Genomic DNA, 15,461 nt, shown 5'->3' with positions numbered 1-15,461 from the left:
GGTTCATCGACGAAGATCCTCGTGGTCATCGGCCAGGGGTCAGACTCCATCGGTCAGCCCCAGCGGTCACCGTTGAGCAGTGAGAGATGACTGATCAGCGGCGGCGTCTGACCAGCGTCCAGATGTGACCATTGTTCACCTCATGACTGAGCTGGTCCAGCGCCATCTTCGCGATCGCCAGACCACGACCAGACTCGGCCAGCTCCTCGGGAAGCGCGGCTCCCCGGAGATCGATGGTGACCGGCACGGCGTCGTCCTGGAAGCGGGCCGAGAGCGCGCCGTCGTCGACTGTCAGGTCCGCGGTGACCGTGACCCCGGCGTCGCCCACACAGGTGGAGTGGGTGACGATGTTGGTGATGATCTCACTGACGGCGAGCGAGAAGAAGGTGCGATCCTCCTCCGTGAGGTCACCGGCAGCTTCGAAGAGCTCATCCAGGGCGGCGAGCACCCGATCCACGAAGTCCAGCTCCGCGGCCCCGGTCAGGGTGACGCGGGAGCCCCCATCAGCCGTCACCGAAGGCCGCCTCGACGGTGGGGTGGTCACGGAGCACCCGGTCAAGGCTGGTCAGCTTCAGGACGCTCTTCACCGAGTCACTCGCAGCGGCGAGTCGCAGATCACCCTCGGCGAGCCGGGCCGCCTTGAGGCCGCCGATCAGCGCGCCTAGCCCGGAGGAGTCGATGAACTCGGTCTGTGCCAGGTCCACCACGATGCGGGGATTTCCGTCGTCGATGAGCTTCTTGATCGCCTGCTTCAGCCGTGGGGCGCCCGAGGCGGTGAGTCGTCCTTCGGGGCGCACGACCGCATGGTGTGCATGGGTGGAGACGTTCAGGTTCATGGTGCTCCTTCTACCTCTTCGGCGTGTGCTGCGGGGCCCTTGTAGCGCAGGGCTTGGATGACGATGCTCAGTGCAGCCAATGAGTAGGCCACCCAGACGGTGTTCACCAGGGTGCCGGTGCCGTCGGCGGTGCCGGCCAGCACCCGGATGATGCCGGTGATGAGTGCGATGATCAACAGCGCGATCGCGAGGAGTTGTGGCCAGACTTCGCGCAGCGGCAGCGCTCCGTCCGCCCGGCCGTCCTTACGGGTGACCACGAAGCTCAGAGGCTTCTTGAAGAACACGTTGGCGAAGGAGGACGTGCACGCGCGGATCCAGACCGGGAACAGCGCCAGCGAATACTGCTGGCCGCGCCAGGTGCGAATGCCCCGGGCCACGATCAGGAACATCAGCTGATTGATCAGGAAGTACGGCAGGAAGCGGGCGAAGAAGTCGCCGCTCCACGCGGTGACCGGCATCACGCCGAACATCAGGTAGATGACCGGCGCGGAGAGGTAGACGATCGCAGCGAAGCCGGCGAGGTAGCTCCACATGGTCCCGAAGTACATCAGTCGCTGCCCGGCCGAGAGTCCTCGCTTGGCCAGCGGGTTGTCGCGCAGGAACACCTGCATGGTGCCCTGGGCCCAGCGCAGCCGCTGCTTGAGCATGGTCTGCAGGTCCTCCGGAGCGAGCCCGCGAGCGAGGATCTCGTGGTGGTAGACGCTGCGCCAGCCCATGCTGTGCAACTGCATGGCGGTGGCCATGTCCTCGGTGACCGAGATCGTGGCCAGCGGCTGGATCGGCTGGGCCTCGTCGGGGCGGTCCACCCGCAGCGCATCAAGCAGAGCACCCACGGACTTCACCGCGGCCAGCGGGGAGAGCTCACGGGTGGAGAGCGCATCCAGGCCGACCTCGTCGATGACGACGGCCCCCAGTTCAGCGTCGCGTTGGACCGGAAGTGCGTGAATCGCCACGAGGTCTTCGGCCATCATGTCCAGATCGTGCCTCACCAGCCGGTTGGAGGCGTCGTTGATCCTGGCATGGAGCTCGTAGGTGACATCAGCAATGGGTTCCCCGGAGGCGATGGCGGCGCGCGCTTGGGACACTTCGATCCGCAGGTCCTTGAGCTCGGTCTGCAGCTCGGGCGCCGACCGGCTGCGCCGCGCCTCGCGGGAGAGCAGCTTCTCGGCGGCACGCAGCGTGCGCTCGGTGGAGTCTTGGAGGTTGCGCACATAGCCGACGATGCCGAGCTGCATCAGCGCGTCGCGGCGCAGCACGGCATTGGATCCGCAGAAGAAGGCCGCATTCCAACCGTCCTTGCCCTGCTGGATCGGTCCGTAGAACAACGGCGCCTGGCTGCCGAGCGGGTCGGCCTCGTCGACATTGATGAACCACTGCGGGGTCTGCACCAGTGCGACCTGCTCGTCGTCGGCGAAGTAGCCGAGGGTACGGTGCAGGATGAGCGGGTCCGGGATTTGATCGGCATCGAGGATCAGCAGGAACTCGCCGTCGGTCTCGAACAGCGCGTTGTTCAAATTTCCAGCTTTGGCGTGGCGTGGCTTGTCGGTCCAGTCCTCCGAGCGGGTGATGTATCCCAGTCCCTCCGCCCGAGCGGCGGCCGCCATCTCCGGACGGTTGCCGTCGTCCAGGACAAAGGTCCTGTGAGGGTAGGCGATGTTCTTTGCGGCTCGTGCCGTGGCCATGACCATCGGGATAGGTTCGTTGTAGGTGGTGATGAAGACGTCGACCGTTCCCGTTGGGGGAGACTCCGGACCAGAGCGTTCCTTTGCGCGCCACATGGTGGTCGCGAAGAGGAAGGTATCGATCAAGCTGTAGGTCTCGGCGATCACCAACGGCACCGCGATCCACCAGGCCTCCCAGTTCAGCGACTCCATCCAGCGCCAAGTGAGGTAGTTGATCCCGGTGAGTACGGCGAGGACGGCGAAGACCCGGATCAGGATCAACCGTCGGGTCATGACTTTCTCCTGACCACGACCACGGTGACATCATCGGCGGCCTTGACGGCGACCGCCCGACGCAGCGCCTCGTCGACCGCCCCGTCCATGCCGTATGCCTCGAGGATCTCGTCGACCTGACCGAACGGGTCCTCGAGGTCCAGGAGGTCGAGCAGTCCGTCGCTGCAGCTCATCAATGCATCCCCTGGGTTCAGCTGCGCTGAACCAACACCGTGCGGTTCACCCATGCCCATCGCCAGTGGCAGCCCAGTGGAGTTCAGGTGCTCCCACGCGCCGTCTGCCCGATGGATGAAGCTGAGGCTGTGTCCGGCATCGACATAGCTGACCTGGCCGGTCAGCGCGTCGATCTCAGCGCTGAAGAGGGTGACGAACATATTCAGGTCGCCGATATCGTGCTCGAGGATCGCGTCGATCTCGGAGACCGTAGTGGGCAGCGAACGGTCCGGGGCGGTGCGCAGAGAGGCTCGCACCGCAGAGGCGATGATCCCGGCACCCACGCCTTTGCCCATGACATCGGCCAGGGTGACGCGCAGGGTGCCGTCTCGTAGCCTCACGTCGTGGAAATCCCCGGAGACGCCGCCGGCGGGCGCGGAGCCTGCCGTGACGGTGAACCCGGCGGGCTGAGGAAGTTCTCGCGGGTTCAACGCGCGTTGTACGACGGCAGCGTGGTCCAGTTCCTGCTGCTGGGCGAGCTCGGTCTGGACCCACGTGGCGAGATCCTGCAGCAGCCGACGCTCACCCTCGTCGAGGGTTCGAGGTTTGGTGTCGAGGAGACAGAGGGTTCCGACGTGCTCACCACATGGCGCGGCTAAAGCGTGACCGGCATAGAACCGAAGGTGGGGATCCCCCACGACAAAAGGGTTCGAAGCCCACGCGTCCTCCTTGGTCGCGTCCTCGATGACTAGTGCACCAGACTGTTGGATCGTCGCTTCGCAGAACGCGTCGGCACGCGGGACCTCTTGGACACCGATGCCGATCTCCGACTTGCGCCATTGACGGTCCCGGTCAAGAAGGTTGACGCTCACCATAGGCACATTGAAGATCTGCTGTGCCAGGCGCGTGATCCTATCTACGCGTTCGTCAGGGGGAGTGTCCAAGACCTCGAGGGCGTCGAGTGCGCGCTGTCTGGTCTCCTCGTTCAACATTCCCAGATCCTCCCCAACCTGTGTACAGCGTCTGTTTGGCATCACCCTAGTACACCGGTGGGTGGGCACTAAGGCCCACCCACCTGGAGCGTCGTTGCGATCGAGCCATCGTCATGGCCTCAAAGACTCAGCGTGCCGGGCGCGAGGACCGTCCGGCTGCGGATGCGCCGCTGCGACCCGAGGGGCGACCGCCGCGGGCGGACCCGGCGCCGCGGGACTGACCCCCCGAGCCTCCCGAACCGCCGCGACCGCCGCGGGAGGGGCCTCCGCCGCGCGGGGAGGACCCGGAACGACGGCGGGGCTGCTGCTGCTGGACCGGTGCCCGCGGGGCGGGCTTGACGAACTCGGCGGTGGCGCCGACCAGCTCGCTCACGGCCTCGGACTCGGAGTTGACCCGGATCGGGTGCACCGCGATGGCGGCCTTGCGCAGCAGCGCCTGGGTGTCGCGGCGCTGCTCGGGGAGCATCACGGTGACCACGTCACCGGCGCTGCCGGCGCGGGCGGTGCGACCGGAGCGGTGCAGGTACGCCTTGTGCTCGGCCGGCGGATCCACATGGACCACCAGTTCCACGGAGTCCACGTGGACGCCGCGGGCTGCCACGTCGGTGGCGACCAGGACCTTGATGTCGCCCTCGCCGAAGGCCGCGAGGTTGCGGTCACGCTGGGACTGGGAGAGGTTGCCGTGCAGGTCGACCGCAGGGGTGCCCTGTTCGGTGAGCTGCTTGGCAAGCTTCTTGGCCTGGTGCTTGGTGCGGGTGAAGAGGATGCGGCGTCCGGTGCCGGAGGCCAGCTGCTTCACCAGGTCGCGCTTATCGTCGTTGTGGACCTCGAAGACGTGGTGGGTCATCGCCGAGACGTGGGAGGTGGCCTCGTCCACGGAGTGCATCACCTGGTTGTTCAGGAAGCGCTTGACCAGCTTGTCCACACCGTTGTCCAGCGTCGCTGAGAAGAAGAGCCGCTGCCCCTTGGCGTCGGTCTTCTCCAGCAGCCGGGTCACCACGGGCAGGAAGCCGAGGTCGGCCATGTGGTCCGCTTCGTCGAGCACGGTGATCTCCACCGACTCCAGGCTCAAGGCGCGCTGGTTCAGCAGGTCCTCGAGGCGGCCGGGGCAGGCCACTACGATGTCGACCCCGGACTTCAGCGCGTTGATCTGGCGCGAAGCGGCGACGCCGCCGAAGATCGTGGTGGTCTTGAGGTTATAGGAGGCGGCCAGCGGTTCCAGCACCGCGTTGATCTGGGTGGCCAGCTCACGGGTGGGGGCCAGCACCAGGCCCAGCGGGCGCCCGGGACGACGGCGCTTGGCCGCGTCCTTCTCACCAAGGCGGGCGACCATCGGGATCGAGAAGGCGAGGGTCTTGCCGGAGCCGGTCTTGCCGCGTCCCAGGACATCGCGTCCGGAGAGCGTGTCGGTGAGGGTCTGCTGCTGGATGGCGAAGGCTTCGGTCTTGCCGTCCGCTGCGAGAGCCCGCACCAGGGGTGCGGGGACGTTGAGCTCGGCGAAGGTCTGGGTCTCAGAAATGGCGAGGGCCTTTCGGAAAGCGCCGGACGCAGAGAAGGCAGGGGTATACCCGCCGGGGGCTGGTCTGGCATGGGGCGAAGGCATCGGTTGATGCACTCGGTCGCCGCGAGAAAATCACTGCTGAAACGACGACCGGTGGATACACACGGTCGCGTTGATCAAGGCGTTCTTACGACGCAGGCGACCCACATGGTGGGCACCAGGATCCCCACTCTACCTCATGGCGCCACCGACAGATTCCGGATCACTTGCCGCTGATCTGGCTGTAGTGCTCCAGCGCCTCCTCACGGGAGGCCTTGAGATCCACGATCGGGGCGGGGTAGTCCGGGGTGTTCAGCTCCGGGATCCAGGCGCTGACGTAGTGGCCTCGGGGGTCGAAGCGCTCGCGCTGCCGTTCCGGGTTGAAGATCCGAAAGTACGGTGCGGCGTCCATCCCGCAGCCGGCCACCCATTGCCAGTTCGCCGGGTTCGAGGCGGCGTCCGCGTCGACCAGGGTGTCCCAGAACCATGCCTCCCCTTCGCGCCAGTCGATGCCCAGATTCTTGATCAGCAGAGATGCCGAGGCCATCCGGACCCGGTTGTGCATATGCCCGGTCTCCCAGAGCTGGCGCTGCCCCGCGTCGACCCAGGGGAAACCGGTCTCCCCCTTGGCCCAGGCGCGGAAGTCTTCGGGCGCCTGATCACGGGTCTTCCAGGGGTAGGCGTCGAACTGGGCGCGCAGATTGGTGTGCGGCAGCTGCGGGAAGTGGAAGAGCAGGTGCCAGCAGAACTCGCGCCAGCCGATCTCGGAGAGGAACTTCCCCACCGCCTCCTCGGTCTCCTGGTGCGCCGCATGCCATACCTGGCGCGGGCTGAGCTGACCGAAGCGCAGGTAGGGCGAGATCCGCGAGGTGTTGTCTCCGGCGGGAACATCGCGTGCGTCGTCGTAGTCCTCGACCTGATGATTCAGGAACTCGCTGAGCCGGGCGTGACCGCCGGCCTCGGTGGGGGTCCAGTTCTCACGCAGCCCGCCAGCCCAGTCAGGGCGGGTGGGCAGCAGCTGCCAGTCCTCGAGGTTCCCCGCGCCCTCACTGATTGTGGGTAGGGCGGCCTCGGCGTCTGCGATCGGGCCCAGGGGGGTGGGGCGCTGAACAGGAGCGCCGGGGTCGCGCACGCTGATCTGCTTCCAGAAGGGGGTGTAGACCTTGTACGGGCCACCGGTGTTGGTCTCCACGGTCCAGGGCTCGTGCAGCAATGAGGCGTTGAAGCTCTCCACCTCCACACCCTGCTCGGGCAGCGCGGCCTTAATCCCGGCGTCCACTGCTCGTTCCGGCCCGCCATAGCGCCGCGACCACTGCACCTTCTCTGCGTCGAGCTCCTGGGCCAGTGCAGGCAGCAGCTTCGCCGGGTCCCCGGCGCGCAGCAGCAGCGGGATGCCCAGTTCGGCGAGATCGGCCTTCAGGGAATCCAGCGCGTGGTGCAGCCACCATTTCACGGCGCCTCCGAGTGGGCGCACCCCGGGGCTGACCTCGTCGAGGACATAGAGTGCGACGACGTCGCCCGGTCCCTCCGCGCGCTGGCAGGCGGTGAGCAGCGCCTCATGGTCTGCGGTGCGCAGATCGTCGCGGAACCAGATCAGCGTGCGGGTCATCAGTGCCCTTTCGGCGAAGCGTGGCCGCGCGAGCGGCCGTCCTGGCTGGCACAGTAGCAGGAGAACCCGCTCATCAACTGGGGTAGGCAAGGAGATGTCGATGACTGAGGAAACACCCTCCGCCGAGGAGGACCAGCGTTGGATGGTGATCAAGGGACGACGGTGGCGCCGGACCGATCCCGCGCTGCCCGAGGAGCTGGTCACCGCCCTGAAGTCCCACCTGGGCCGCGGTCGGTCCGGTGTCGCGGCAGGGAAGAAGACCGGCGACGAGGAGCGGGTGACCGCCTCTCGCAAGCGGGTCGGGCTGGCCAAGACCGGACTGGGGGAGCGCGGCCCCTATTGGTGGGAGCTGCCGGAGGCGCAGCGGATCAGTGCCGCGAAGGCGGCTCTGACCGAGCTCGATGCACTGGATCCCGAGGATGAGACTGCGTCGCAATAAATAGATTGCAATCTATTTATATGTGTGGTGTTCTCTACCTGTGAGTGAGAATCAGGCGCTCGTCAGCGCGGCCCAGCTCTTCAAGGTCCTCGGACACGAGTCCAGGCTGAGGCTGCTGTGCCTGATGGCTGAGTCCCCGAGGACGGTGACCGAGCTGGTGAGCATCACCTCCATGTCGCAGCCGCTGGTCTCCCAGCATCTGCGGACATTGAAGCAGGCCGGGCTCGTGCTGGCCGAGCGTCATGGCCGGGAGATCGAGCACCGTCTGGCCGATGACCACGTTGCCCATGTGATCACCGACGCCATCGCTCACGCACAGGAGCCCGTCACCCAGGATCAGGCGGCTGAGTCCGCCCCAGAAGGAGCTTCATCATGACTGAGAACCCCACTGCAGAGCACGCGACTGCTGAGCACAAGCTGGAGGATCACACCCACGGCGAGAACTGCGGCCACGAGGCGCTGGAGCACGGCGATCACGTGGACTATGTCCACGACGGACACCGCCATGCGGCTCACGGTGACCACTACGACGAGCACTGAGTCGACGCCGGCACTGACTGAGCCGGCGAGTACAGCGGCGGCGACACCGCGTCAGCGACGACATCGTGCCGCTGAGGCGGGGTGCTGACCACCCCGAGATGAGGGGGCCCCGAGCGTGGGGGCCCCTCTTTCGTGCTCCGGCGCCGCAGCAGCGCGAGTCCCAGCAGTGCCAGCATGATCTCCAGCAGCGCGAGGCCCGAGGCCAATGGCAGCAGCAGCTGATGCAGTCCCTCCGCGTGAGCTTCGGAGGAGGCAGCGGGGGCGGCTGCCCCTGCCCAGGAGTCGTGCGCATGGGCTGCCTGGGCCTCCGGGACGGTCGTCTGGTCAGGCGTGGCGCCTGCGCCGAGCTGGGCTGAGTGTGCCGCCGTGGGCGCGGCGTTGCCGGCGAGCATCCCGAGATGGGTTGCGAGCATCGCGGCGTTCATCACCGCGATCATGGTCCAGGAACGCATGCTTGCGGCCCGCCACAGATGCCCCGCACATGGGAGGCAGACGATGGCCATCGCTGCCATCAGCAGGGCGGCGCCCAGGTGGTGACCCTGGCTGAGCATCACCAGGTGCTGCAGGCCAGAGGCGGCAGCTCCGAGCGCAGCCACTCGGCGGATCGCGATTGTCATGCGCAGCTGACCCTTCCGAAACACATGTGAAATGTGTCATATTTATTGTTGAGCGTGCGCTCAACTATAAGGAGGATCACCATGGCTGACAAGACCCCGGCCCAGCAGTCCCGCCACCCCCTGACCCCGCTGACCGAGCCCGAGATCGAGGTGATGCGCGGCGTCCTGGAACGCGAGTCGCTGCTGCATGAGGCGACCCGCGTGTCCTATGTGACGCTGCGCGAGCCCAGCAAGGCAGACGTCCTCAGGTGGACCCCGGGCACGAAGCTGCCCCGGGAGGTGTCGCTTCTGCTCACCGACCTGCCCACATTGACCCTGACCCAGCTCGTGGTGGACCTGGACCGCGAGTCCATCGTCGCCCGGCACGAGGTCAACGCGGTGGAAGAGGGATCAGCGCCGAGCTTCGATGAGGACCTTGCCGGCGCGGATCCGATCGTCAAGGCCGATCCGACCTGGGTCGAGGCGCTCGCCCGGCGTGGGGTGGAGGATCTGGACAAGGTCGTCGTCGTCGGGCTCTCGGCCGGGATCTTCGGCTACGACGACGAAGTGGGTGTGCGCGTGGTCCGCGCCCTGGCCTTCCGCCAGGACTACCCCAGCGACTCCGTCTGGGCGCACCCGATCGACGGCGTGGTCGCGCATGTGGATCTGACCAACAAGAAGGTCCTGCGGGTCGTGGAGACCGAGGTCACCCATGTCCCAGAAGAGTCAGGAGACTACCTGGACCCGGCGGTGCGCGGTGAGCACCGCACCTCGCTGAAGCCGATCTCCATCACCCAGCCCGAAGGGGTCAGCTTCAGCCTCCAGGACGGCGTGCTGGAGTGGGAGAACTGGAAGGTCCGGGTCGGCTTCAACGGCCGCGAAGGACTCACGCTGCACCAGCTGAGCTTCCATGATCAGGGCGTGGACCGTCCCATCCTCTACCGCGGCTCGATCGCAGAGATGGTGGTCAACTACGGGGACCCCACGCCTACCCACGCCTGGCAGAACTACTTCGACGTCGGGGAGTACCAGTTCGGCCGGCTGGCCAACGCCCTGGAGCTCGGCTGTGACTGCAAGGGTGAGATCAGCTACGTGGACGCCGTCGTCGTCGATGACCTGGGGCATCCCAAGACGCTGCGCAACGCGATCTGCATCCATGAGGAGGACTACGGCATCCTCTGGAAGCACAGCGATGACTTCTCCGGCACCAGCGAGGTCCGCCGGCAGCGCCGGCTCGTGGTGTCCTTCTTCGTCACCGTGGGCAACTACGACTACGGCTTCTACTGGTACCTCTATCTGGACGGCAAGATCGAGCTGGAGTCCAAGGCCACCGGGATCGTCTTCACCTCAGGCATGCCGTCGCCGGACTACCCCTACGCCACCGAGCTGGCACCAGGGCTCGGGGCCCCGGTGCACCAGCACATGTTCTGCGCCAGGCTGGACATGACCGTGGATGGGACGCGCAACTCGATCGATGAGATCGACGCGGTCCAGGTGCCCACCAGTGAGCAGAACCCGTGGGGCAACGCCTTCACCCGCAGCATCACCCGGCTGCGCTCCGAGAAGGAAGCCGTCCGAGACGCCAAGGGCTCGGTGGGCCGGGTCTGGCAGATCAGCAGCGCGGAGAAGACCAACCGCATGGGAGCTCCCACGGCGTATCAGCTGCACCCCGAGGAGAGTCCCACACTGCTGGCGGCCGAGGACTCCTCGATCCGTCGCCGCGCGGCGTTCGCCGGGCATCACCTCTGGGTGACCCAGCACCATCCGGACGAGCAGTTCCCGGCCGGTGATCAGGTGAACCTGAACCCGGGCTACGGCGGACTGCCCAGCTACATCGCGCAGGATCGTTCGCTGGAGGGTGAGGACCTGGTGCTCTGGCACACCTTCGGGCTGACGCATTTCCCGCGCACCGAGGACTGGCCGATCATGCCGGTGGACTACGCCGGATTCACCCTGACCCCCAACGGCTTCTTCGACCGCAACCCCACCTTGGACGTGCCCCCGGAGCCCTCGGGGCACTGCGCAGCCCCGGCGAGCCCGGCCCGCGAGGCCAAGGCCGAGGGCGCGGACAAGTCCAGCGGCTGCGGCTGCAGCTGAGCTGGCGGGTCTAGCCGTCGGGGTCAACCGGCAGACTCACGGCGCTCAGCCGCGGGCCGGTGTTGAGTCCGGAGGCGCCTAGGGGCCTGGGGCGGCCTGCGAGTCTGGGGCAGGCGCAGGATCTTCAGGCGCACTAGAGTCCGACGCCGGTGCGCCCGGTGTCGGTCAGCCAGGGGGAGAGGCAGTGGCGGATCATCCGCCACTGCCTCTGCGTCTGCGCCAGCGGGGTCTTCAGTGCGCATTCCACCTGAAGCCCGGTGATCAGCACCATCAGGACGTCGGCGAGCTCCTGCACAGGTGTTGCGGAGCTGAGCTCCCCGGCATCCACGGCCTGGGTGAGGTGGTCCGTGATCTGCCGGAGCCACATCGCTCCGACCTCGCTCTGGAACCGGCCCAGCTCGGGTTTCGAGGAGGCCCGGCCCCAGAAGTTGGTCACGATCAGCGCCTCACGCTCGGTCTCCTCGCCCACGGGGAGGGCCTCTTCCAGGAGCGCCATCAGGGCGCGCAGACCGCCGTGGTCTCCCACTCGCGCCGTGATCCGGGCGTTCGTGCGGTCAAAGATCAGCTGGAAGGCGCGGAAGACGACGTCGTCGAATCCGGTGAAGTAATGCCATAGGGACCCGGTGGAGACCCCAAGCTCGAGGGCGACGGCGCGCGAGGTGGCCGCCTCCAGGCCGTCGCGGTCCGCGATGCGCAGATAGGTGCGGACGATCTGCTGGCGGCGCTCTTCGCGGTCGATCTTCTTGGGCATGTGCCGATTCTCCCGCATCGGGCGAGATCAGGCGGCCATGTCTGCCCGGTTCAGACGCTGGCGGCGGCAGCTCGCGCATCGAGTGTGCAATTCGACCGCCGAATCCAGGCCAGACGGCCGCAGAACCTGCACAGATTGCACACTCGATGACCGGCGCAGCAGATTCCGATGCCGAGGGTTGTGCCCCACATCACAGACCGTATACGATCTGGAATATCATCCGGGGTGGTGCTCCGGGTCGTCTCGTCGAGGAGAGCATATGAGCGCGCAAGACCTGGGCACGCCCGGCAAGATCATCGCGGTCCACATCAGCTACGAGTCCCGCGCGGCCGAGCGCGGACGACGCCCCGCCACCCCGTCCTACTTCCTCAAGCCCGCCAGCTCGCTGGGTGCCTCGGGGGACCCGGTGCAGCGCCCCGGAGGAACCGAGCTGCTCGCCTTCGAAGGCGAGATCGCGCTGATCATCGGTCGCCAGGCGCGCCAGATCAGTCCCGAGGATGCCTGGTCCCACGTCCACGCGGTCACCGCGGCCAACGACTGGGGGCTCTACGACCTGCGCTCGGCCGATAAAGGCTCCAACCTGCGCAATAAGGGCCGCGACGGGTACACCACTCTGGGGCCGGAGCTGATTCCCGCCGCCGAGGTGAACCCGCTGAAGCTGCGCGTGCGCACCTGGAAGAACGGCCACCTGGTCCAGGACGGCGCCACCGGCTCCATGATCTTCCCCCTCACCCAGCTCATCGCTGATCTCTCCCAGCACCTGACCCTGCATCCTGGTGACGTGATCCTCACTGGCACCCCGGCCGGGGCCTCCGTGGCGGAACCAGGGGACACCATCGCGGTGGAGGTCGACGCCGCCGGGGGGCTCAGCAGCGGACGCCTGATCAGCCCGGTGACCGAGGGCACCGAGCCCTTCGACCCGGCGCTGGGTGCACTGCCCAGCGTGGATGACACCCAGCGCGAGGAGGCCTGGGGATCCCGCCGGGCCGCCGGACTGCCCCCGAAGCCCGCCCCCGGGGTCGACCCCGACCTCTATGACGCGCTGGAACAGGTGCCGGTCGCCGCACTCTCCCAAGAGATGCGCAAGCGTGGCTACCACAACGTCACCATCGACGGCGTGCGGCCCACCCGACCCGGGCAGAAGCTGATCGGCACCGCCCGCACGCTGCGCTTCGTGCCGCACCGCGAGGACCTCTTCGCCTCCCACGGCGGGGGCTTCAATGCCCAGAAGCAGGTGTTCGACTCGGTGCATCCCGGAGAGGTCATCGTGATCGAGGCCCGCGGTGAGCGCGGATCGGGCACGCTGGGAGACATCCTCGCGCTGCGCGCCCAGCTGCGTGGTGCCGCCGGCGTCGTCACCGACGGCGGAGTCCGCGACTATGCCACCGTCGCGGAGATCGGGCTGCCGGTCTTCAGCCAGGGCCCGCACCCGGCTGTGCTCGGACGCAAGCACGTGCCCTGGGACTTCGATCTCACCGTGGCCTGCGGGGGAGCCACCGTCCAGCCCGGCGACATCATCGTCGGCGACGACGACGGGGCGATCGTGCTCCCACCCTCGCTCGCGGCGGAGGTGGCCGAGGCGGCCCTGGTCAAGGAGGCTGAGGACGCCTGGATCGCAGAGCAGGTCAAGGCCGGGCACCCTGTGGACGGGCTGTTCCCGATGAACTCCACGTGGCGCAGCCGCTACCAGGCTGAGCAGGGCCGCGCCGGCGCGGAGGCCCCTGTGATCGAGGGGCAGGGTCCGTGATCCGCATCGATGAGCGGATCAGCAAGTCGGAGCTGACCTACAGCTGGATCCGGGAGCGGATCATCGGTCGCGAGTTCAACCCGGGCTACCGGCTGGTGCTCGGGTCCATCGCCAAGGAGCTGGGCATCAGCGTGGTCCCGGTTCGGGAGGCGGTGCGCCGCCTGGAGGCGGAGGGGCTGGTCGAGTTCGAGCGCAACGTCGGCGCCCGGGTGGCCATGGTGAACCAGGACGAGTACATCGACACCATGCAGACCCTCGGTGTCCTCGAAGGCGCCGCGACCGCGCTGGCGCTGCCCTGGATGGACGACGCGGACCTTGCCCGGGCCCAGGCGATCAACGATTCCATGCGCGCCATGTTGGAAGACTTCGACCCGGTGGCCTTCACCTCGCTCAACGAGAAGTTCCACCGGGCACTCTTCCAGCGCTGCCCCAACCCGCACATCTCCGAACTCGCCGACCGCGGCTGGAACCGGATGTCCGGGCTGCGCAGCTCCACCTTCGCCTTCGTTCCGGGCCGGGCGCCACGCTCGGTCCAAGAACACGACGAGATCCTGAGACTCATCCGCGAGAACGCCGAGCCGCTGGAGATCGAGATGGCCGTGCGCCAGCACAAATGGCGCACCGTCGAGGCCTACCGCCAGCAGCGCAATTCTTCCTAAGGAGACCCCCCAGAGATGAACGACTACCAGAGCCCCGTTCCGGCTGACCTGCCGGAGCGGATCCAGCACTACATCGACGGCGAGCACGTCGACTCCGCCGAGGGCGGCAGCTTCGAGGTGCTCAACCCGGTGACCAACGAGGCCTACCTCCGGGCCGCCGCCGGCACCAAGGCCGACGTCGACCTCGCCGTCGCCGCAGCAACCCATGCCTTCGAGACCGGCCCCTGGCGGGAGACCCTGCCGCGGGAACGCTCTCGGGTGCTGCACCGGATCGCGGACCTCGTCGAGGCTCGCGGGGAGCGGCTCGCCGAACTCGAATCCTTCGACTCCGGCCTGCCCATCACCCAAGCACTCGGGCAGGCCCGACGCGCCGCAGAAAACTTCCGCTTCTTCGCGGACCTGATCGTCGCCCAGGCCGACGACGTCTATAAGGTGCCGGGACGGCAGATCAACTACGTCAGCCGCAAGCCCATCGGCGTGGCCGGGCTGATCACGCCCTGGAACACTCCGTTCATGCTTGAGAGCTGGAAGCTGGCCCCCGCTCTGGCCGCAGGGAACTCCGTGGTGCTCAAGCCCGCCGAGTTCACCCCGCTCTCAGCCAGCCTCTGGTCCGGGATCTTCGAGGAGGCCGGACTGCCACGGGGCGTGTTCAACCTGGTCAACGGGCTCGGGGAACAGGCCGGGGACGCCCTGGTGAAGCACCCCGATGTACCGCTGATCTCCTTCACCGGAGAATCCAGCACCGGACAGACCATCTTCGCCAACGCGGCACCGGCCCTGAAGGGCCTCTCCATGGAGCTCGGAGGGAAGTCTCCCGCCGTCGTCTTCGCCGACGCGGACCTCGAAGCGGCGATCAACGCGACCATCTTCGGGGTGTTCTCGCTCAACGGCGAGCGCTGCACCGCTGGCAGTCGGATCCTGGTGGAGCGCAGCATCTATGCCGAGTTCATCGAGCGCTACGCGGCCCAGGCCGCGCGGGTCAAGGTGGGGCTGCCGCACGAGCCAGCGACCGAGGTCGGCGCGCTGGTGCACCCGGAGCACTTCGAGAAGGTGATGAGTTATATCGAGATCGGCAAGCAGGAGGCCCGGCTCCTCGCCGGCGGCGGACGCCCAGAAGGCTTCCCCACCGGAAACTTCGTCGCCCCTACGGTCTTCGCCGATGTGGCACCCGAGGCGCGGATCTTCCAAGAGGAGATCTTCGGCCCGGTGGTCGCGATCACCCCCTTCGACTCCGAGGCTGAGGCGCTCGAGCTGGCGAACAACACCAAGTACGGGCTGGCCGCCTATATCTGGACCAACGATCTCAAGCGATCGCATAACTTCGCCCAGTCCGTCCAGGCCGGGATGGTCTGGCTGAACTCGAACAACGTCCGGGACCTGCGCACCCCCTTCGGCGGGGTCAAAGCCTCCGGTCTGGGCCACGAGGGCGGCTACCGGTCGCTGGACTTCTACACCGACCAGCAGGCGGTGCACATCAACCTCGGCGAGGTGCACAACCCGGTCTTCGGCAAAGCCGACTGAGCCGCCCGCACCTGATACCCCCCACC

The 15,461-nt window shown here is 67.2% G+C and carries 15 protein-coding genes; 7 read left to right on the top strand and 8 right to left on the bottom strand.

The genetic code is table 11. The annotated features are described in order from the left end of the window. Positions 1-94 precede the first annotated feature (94 nt). The 6 genes from HNR24_RS03655 to HNR24_RS03630 form a co-directional block, all read right to left on the bottom strand. Entirely contained in the window at positions 95-514 is a 420-nt protein-coding gene (locus HNR24_RS03655; protein WP_058889259.1) for an ATP-binding protein, read from the bottom strand. Next, positions 504-836 carry an STAS domain-containing protein gene (locus HNR24_RS03650; RefSeq protein WP_058889258.1) on the bottom strand — a complete coding sequence of 111 codons (333 nt, stop codon included), beginning with the start codon at positions 834-836 and terminating at the stop codon, positions 504-506. Before HNR24_RS03650 ends, HNR24_RS03655 begins: the two co-directional genes overlap by 11 nt. Continuing rightward, complete coding sequence (locus tag HNR24_RS03645) at positions 833-2,791, bottom strand: glycosyltransferase family 2 protein (RefSeq protein ID WP_058889257.1); 1,959 nt, start codon at positions 2,789-2,791, stop codon at positions 833-835. The genes HNR24_RS03650 and HNR24_RS03645 overlap by 4 nt, the downstream gene beginning before the upstream one ends. Then, positions 2,788-3,936, bottom strand: a complete 1,149-nt coding sequence (locus HNR24_RS03640) for a PP2C family protein-serine/threonine phosphatase (protein WP_182495038.1) — start codon at positions 3,934-3,936, stop codon at positions 2,788-2,790. The genes HNR24_RS03645 and HNR24_RS03640 overlap by 4 nt, the downstream gene beginning before the upstream one ends. Positions 3,937-4,063: 127 nt before the next feature. Then, positions 4,064-5,539 (bottom strand): DEAD/DEAH box helicase, encoded by a 1,476-nt coding sequence (locus tag HNR24_RS03635; RefSeq protein WP_083504949.1) that lies wholly within the window; start codon positions 5,537-5,539, stop codon positions 4,064-4,066. A 160-nt stretch (positions 5,540-5,699) separates the two neighbouring features. After that, on the bottom strand, positions 5,700-7,085 hold the full coding sequence (locus tag HNR24_RS03630) for a cryptochrome/photolyase family protein (RefSeq protein WP_058889256.1): 1,386 nt from the start codon (positions 7,083-7,085) through the stop codon (positions 5,700-5,702). Positions 7,086-7,185: 100 nt separating this feature from the next. Between HNR24_RS03630 and HNR24_RS03625 the strand changes: the two genes are divergently transcribed. Genes HNR24_RS03625 through HNR24_RS03615 form a run of 3 tightly spaced genes read left to right on the top strand, consistent with a single transcriptional unit; the run spans position 7,186 to position 8,064 of the window. Beyond that, entirely contained in the window at positions 7,186-7,524 is a 339-nt protein-coding gene (locus HNR24_RS03625) for a biopolymer transporter Tol (RefSeq protein WP_182495037.1), read from the top strand. 40 nt (positions 7,525-7,564) lie between these two features. Then, the gene (locus HNR24_RS03620) at positions 7,565-7,900 is read left to right on the top strand and encodes an ArsR/SmtB family transcription factor (RefSeq protein WP_182495036.1); all 336 of its coding nucleotides are present in this window, start codon (positions 7,565-7,567) and stop codon (positions 7,898-7,900) included. Then, positions 7,897-8,064 (top strand): zinc transporter permease, encoded by a 168-nt coding sequence (locus HNR24_RS03615; protein ID WP_179442288.1) that lies wholly within the window; start codon positions 7,897-7,899, stop codon positions 8,062-8,064. Before HNR24_RS03620 ends, HNR24_RS03615 begins: the two co-directional genes overlap by 4 nt. Here HNR24_RS03615 and HNR24_RS03610 read toward each other — a convergent pair. After that, complete coding sequence (locus HNR24_RS03610) at positions 8,049-8,681, bottom strand: hypothetical protein (protein ID WP_182495035.1); 633 nt, start codon at positions 8,679-8,681, stop codon at positions 8,049-8,051. The genes HNR24_RS03615 and HNR24_RS03610 overlap by 16 nt on opposite strands. An 81-nt stretch (positions 8,682-8,762) precedes the next feature. Between HNR24_RS03610 and HNR24_RS03605 the strand changes: the two genes are divergently transcribed. Beyond that, positions 8,763-10,757 carry a primary-amine oxidase gene (locus tag HNR24_RS03605; protein WP_182495034.1) on the top strand — a complete coding sequence of 665 codons (1,995 nt, stop codon included), beginning with the start codon at positions 8,763-8,765 and terminating at the stop codon, positions 10,755-10,757. A 133-nt stretch (positions 10,758-10,890) separates the two neighbouring features. On the opposite strand, the gene HNR24_RS03600 is transcribed toward HNR24_RS03605, so the two are convergent. Next, entirely contained in the window at positions 10,891-11,508 is a 618-nt protein-coding gene (locus HNR24_RS03600) for a TetR/AcrR family transcriptional regulator (protein ID WP_058889251.1), read from the bottom strand. A gap of 259 nt (positions 11,509-11,767) precedes the next feature. Between HNR24_RS03600 and HNR24_RS03595 the strand changes: the two genes are divergently transcribed. Genes HNR24_RS03595 through hpaE form a run of 3 tightly spaced genes read left to right on the top strand, consistent with a single transcriptional unit; the run spans position 11,768 to position 15,435 of the window. Continuing rightward, entirely contained in the window at positions 11,768-13,255 is a 1,488-nt protein-coding gene (locus HNR24_RS03595) for a fumarylacetoacetate hydrolase family protein (RefSeq protein WP_182495033.1), read from the top strand. Further along, entirely contained in the window at positions 13,252-13,914 is a 663-nt protein-coding gene (locus tag HNR24_RS03590; protein ID WP_232301799.1) for a GntR family transcriptional regulator, read from the top strand. Before HNR24_RS03595 ends, HNR24_RS03590 begins: the two co-directional genes overlap by 4 nt. Before the next feature lie 15 nt (positions 13,915-13,929). Beyond that, a complete protein-coding gene (gene hpaE, locus HNR24_RS03585) occupies positions 13,930-15,435 on the top strand; it encodes a 5-carboxymethyl-2-hydroxymuconate semialdehyde dehydrogenase (protein ID WP_058889249.1) in 1,506 nt (501 codons plus the stop codon). Positions 15,436-15,461 lie beyond the last annotated feature (26 nt).

It is taken from the genome of Nesterenkonia sandarakina (assembly GCF_014138825.1).
GTDB lineage: Bacteria > Actinomycetota > Actinomycetes > Actinomycetales > Micrococcaceae > Nesterenkonia > Nesterenkonia sandarakina.
Note: the sequence above shows the minus strand (reverse complement) of the source record. Positions and strands in the feature narration are given on the sequence as shown.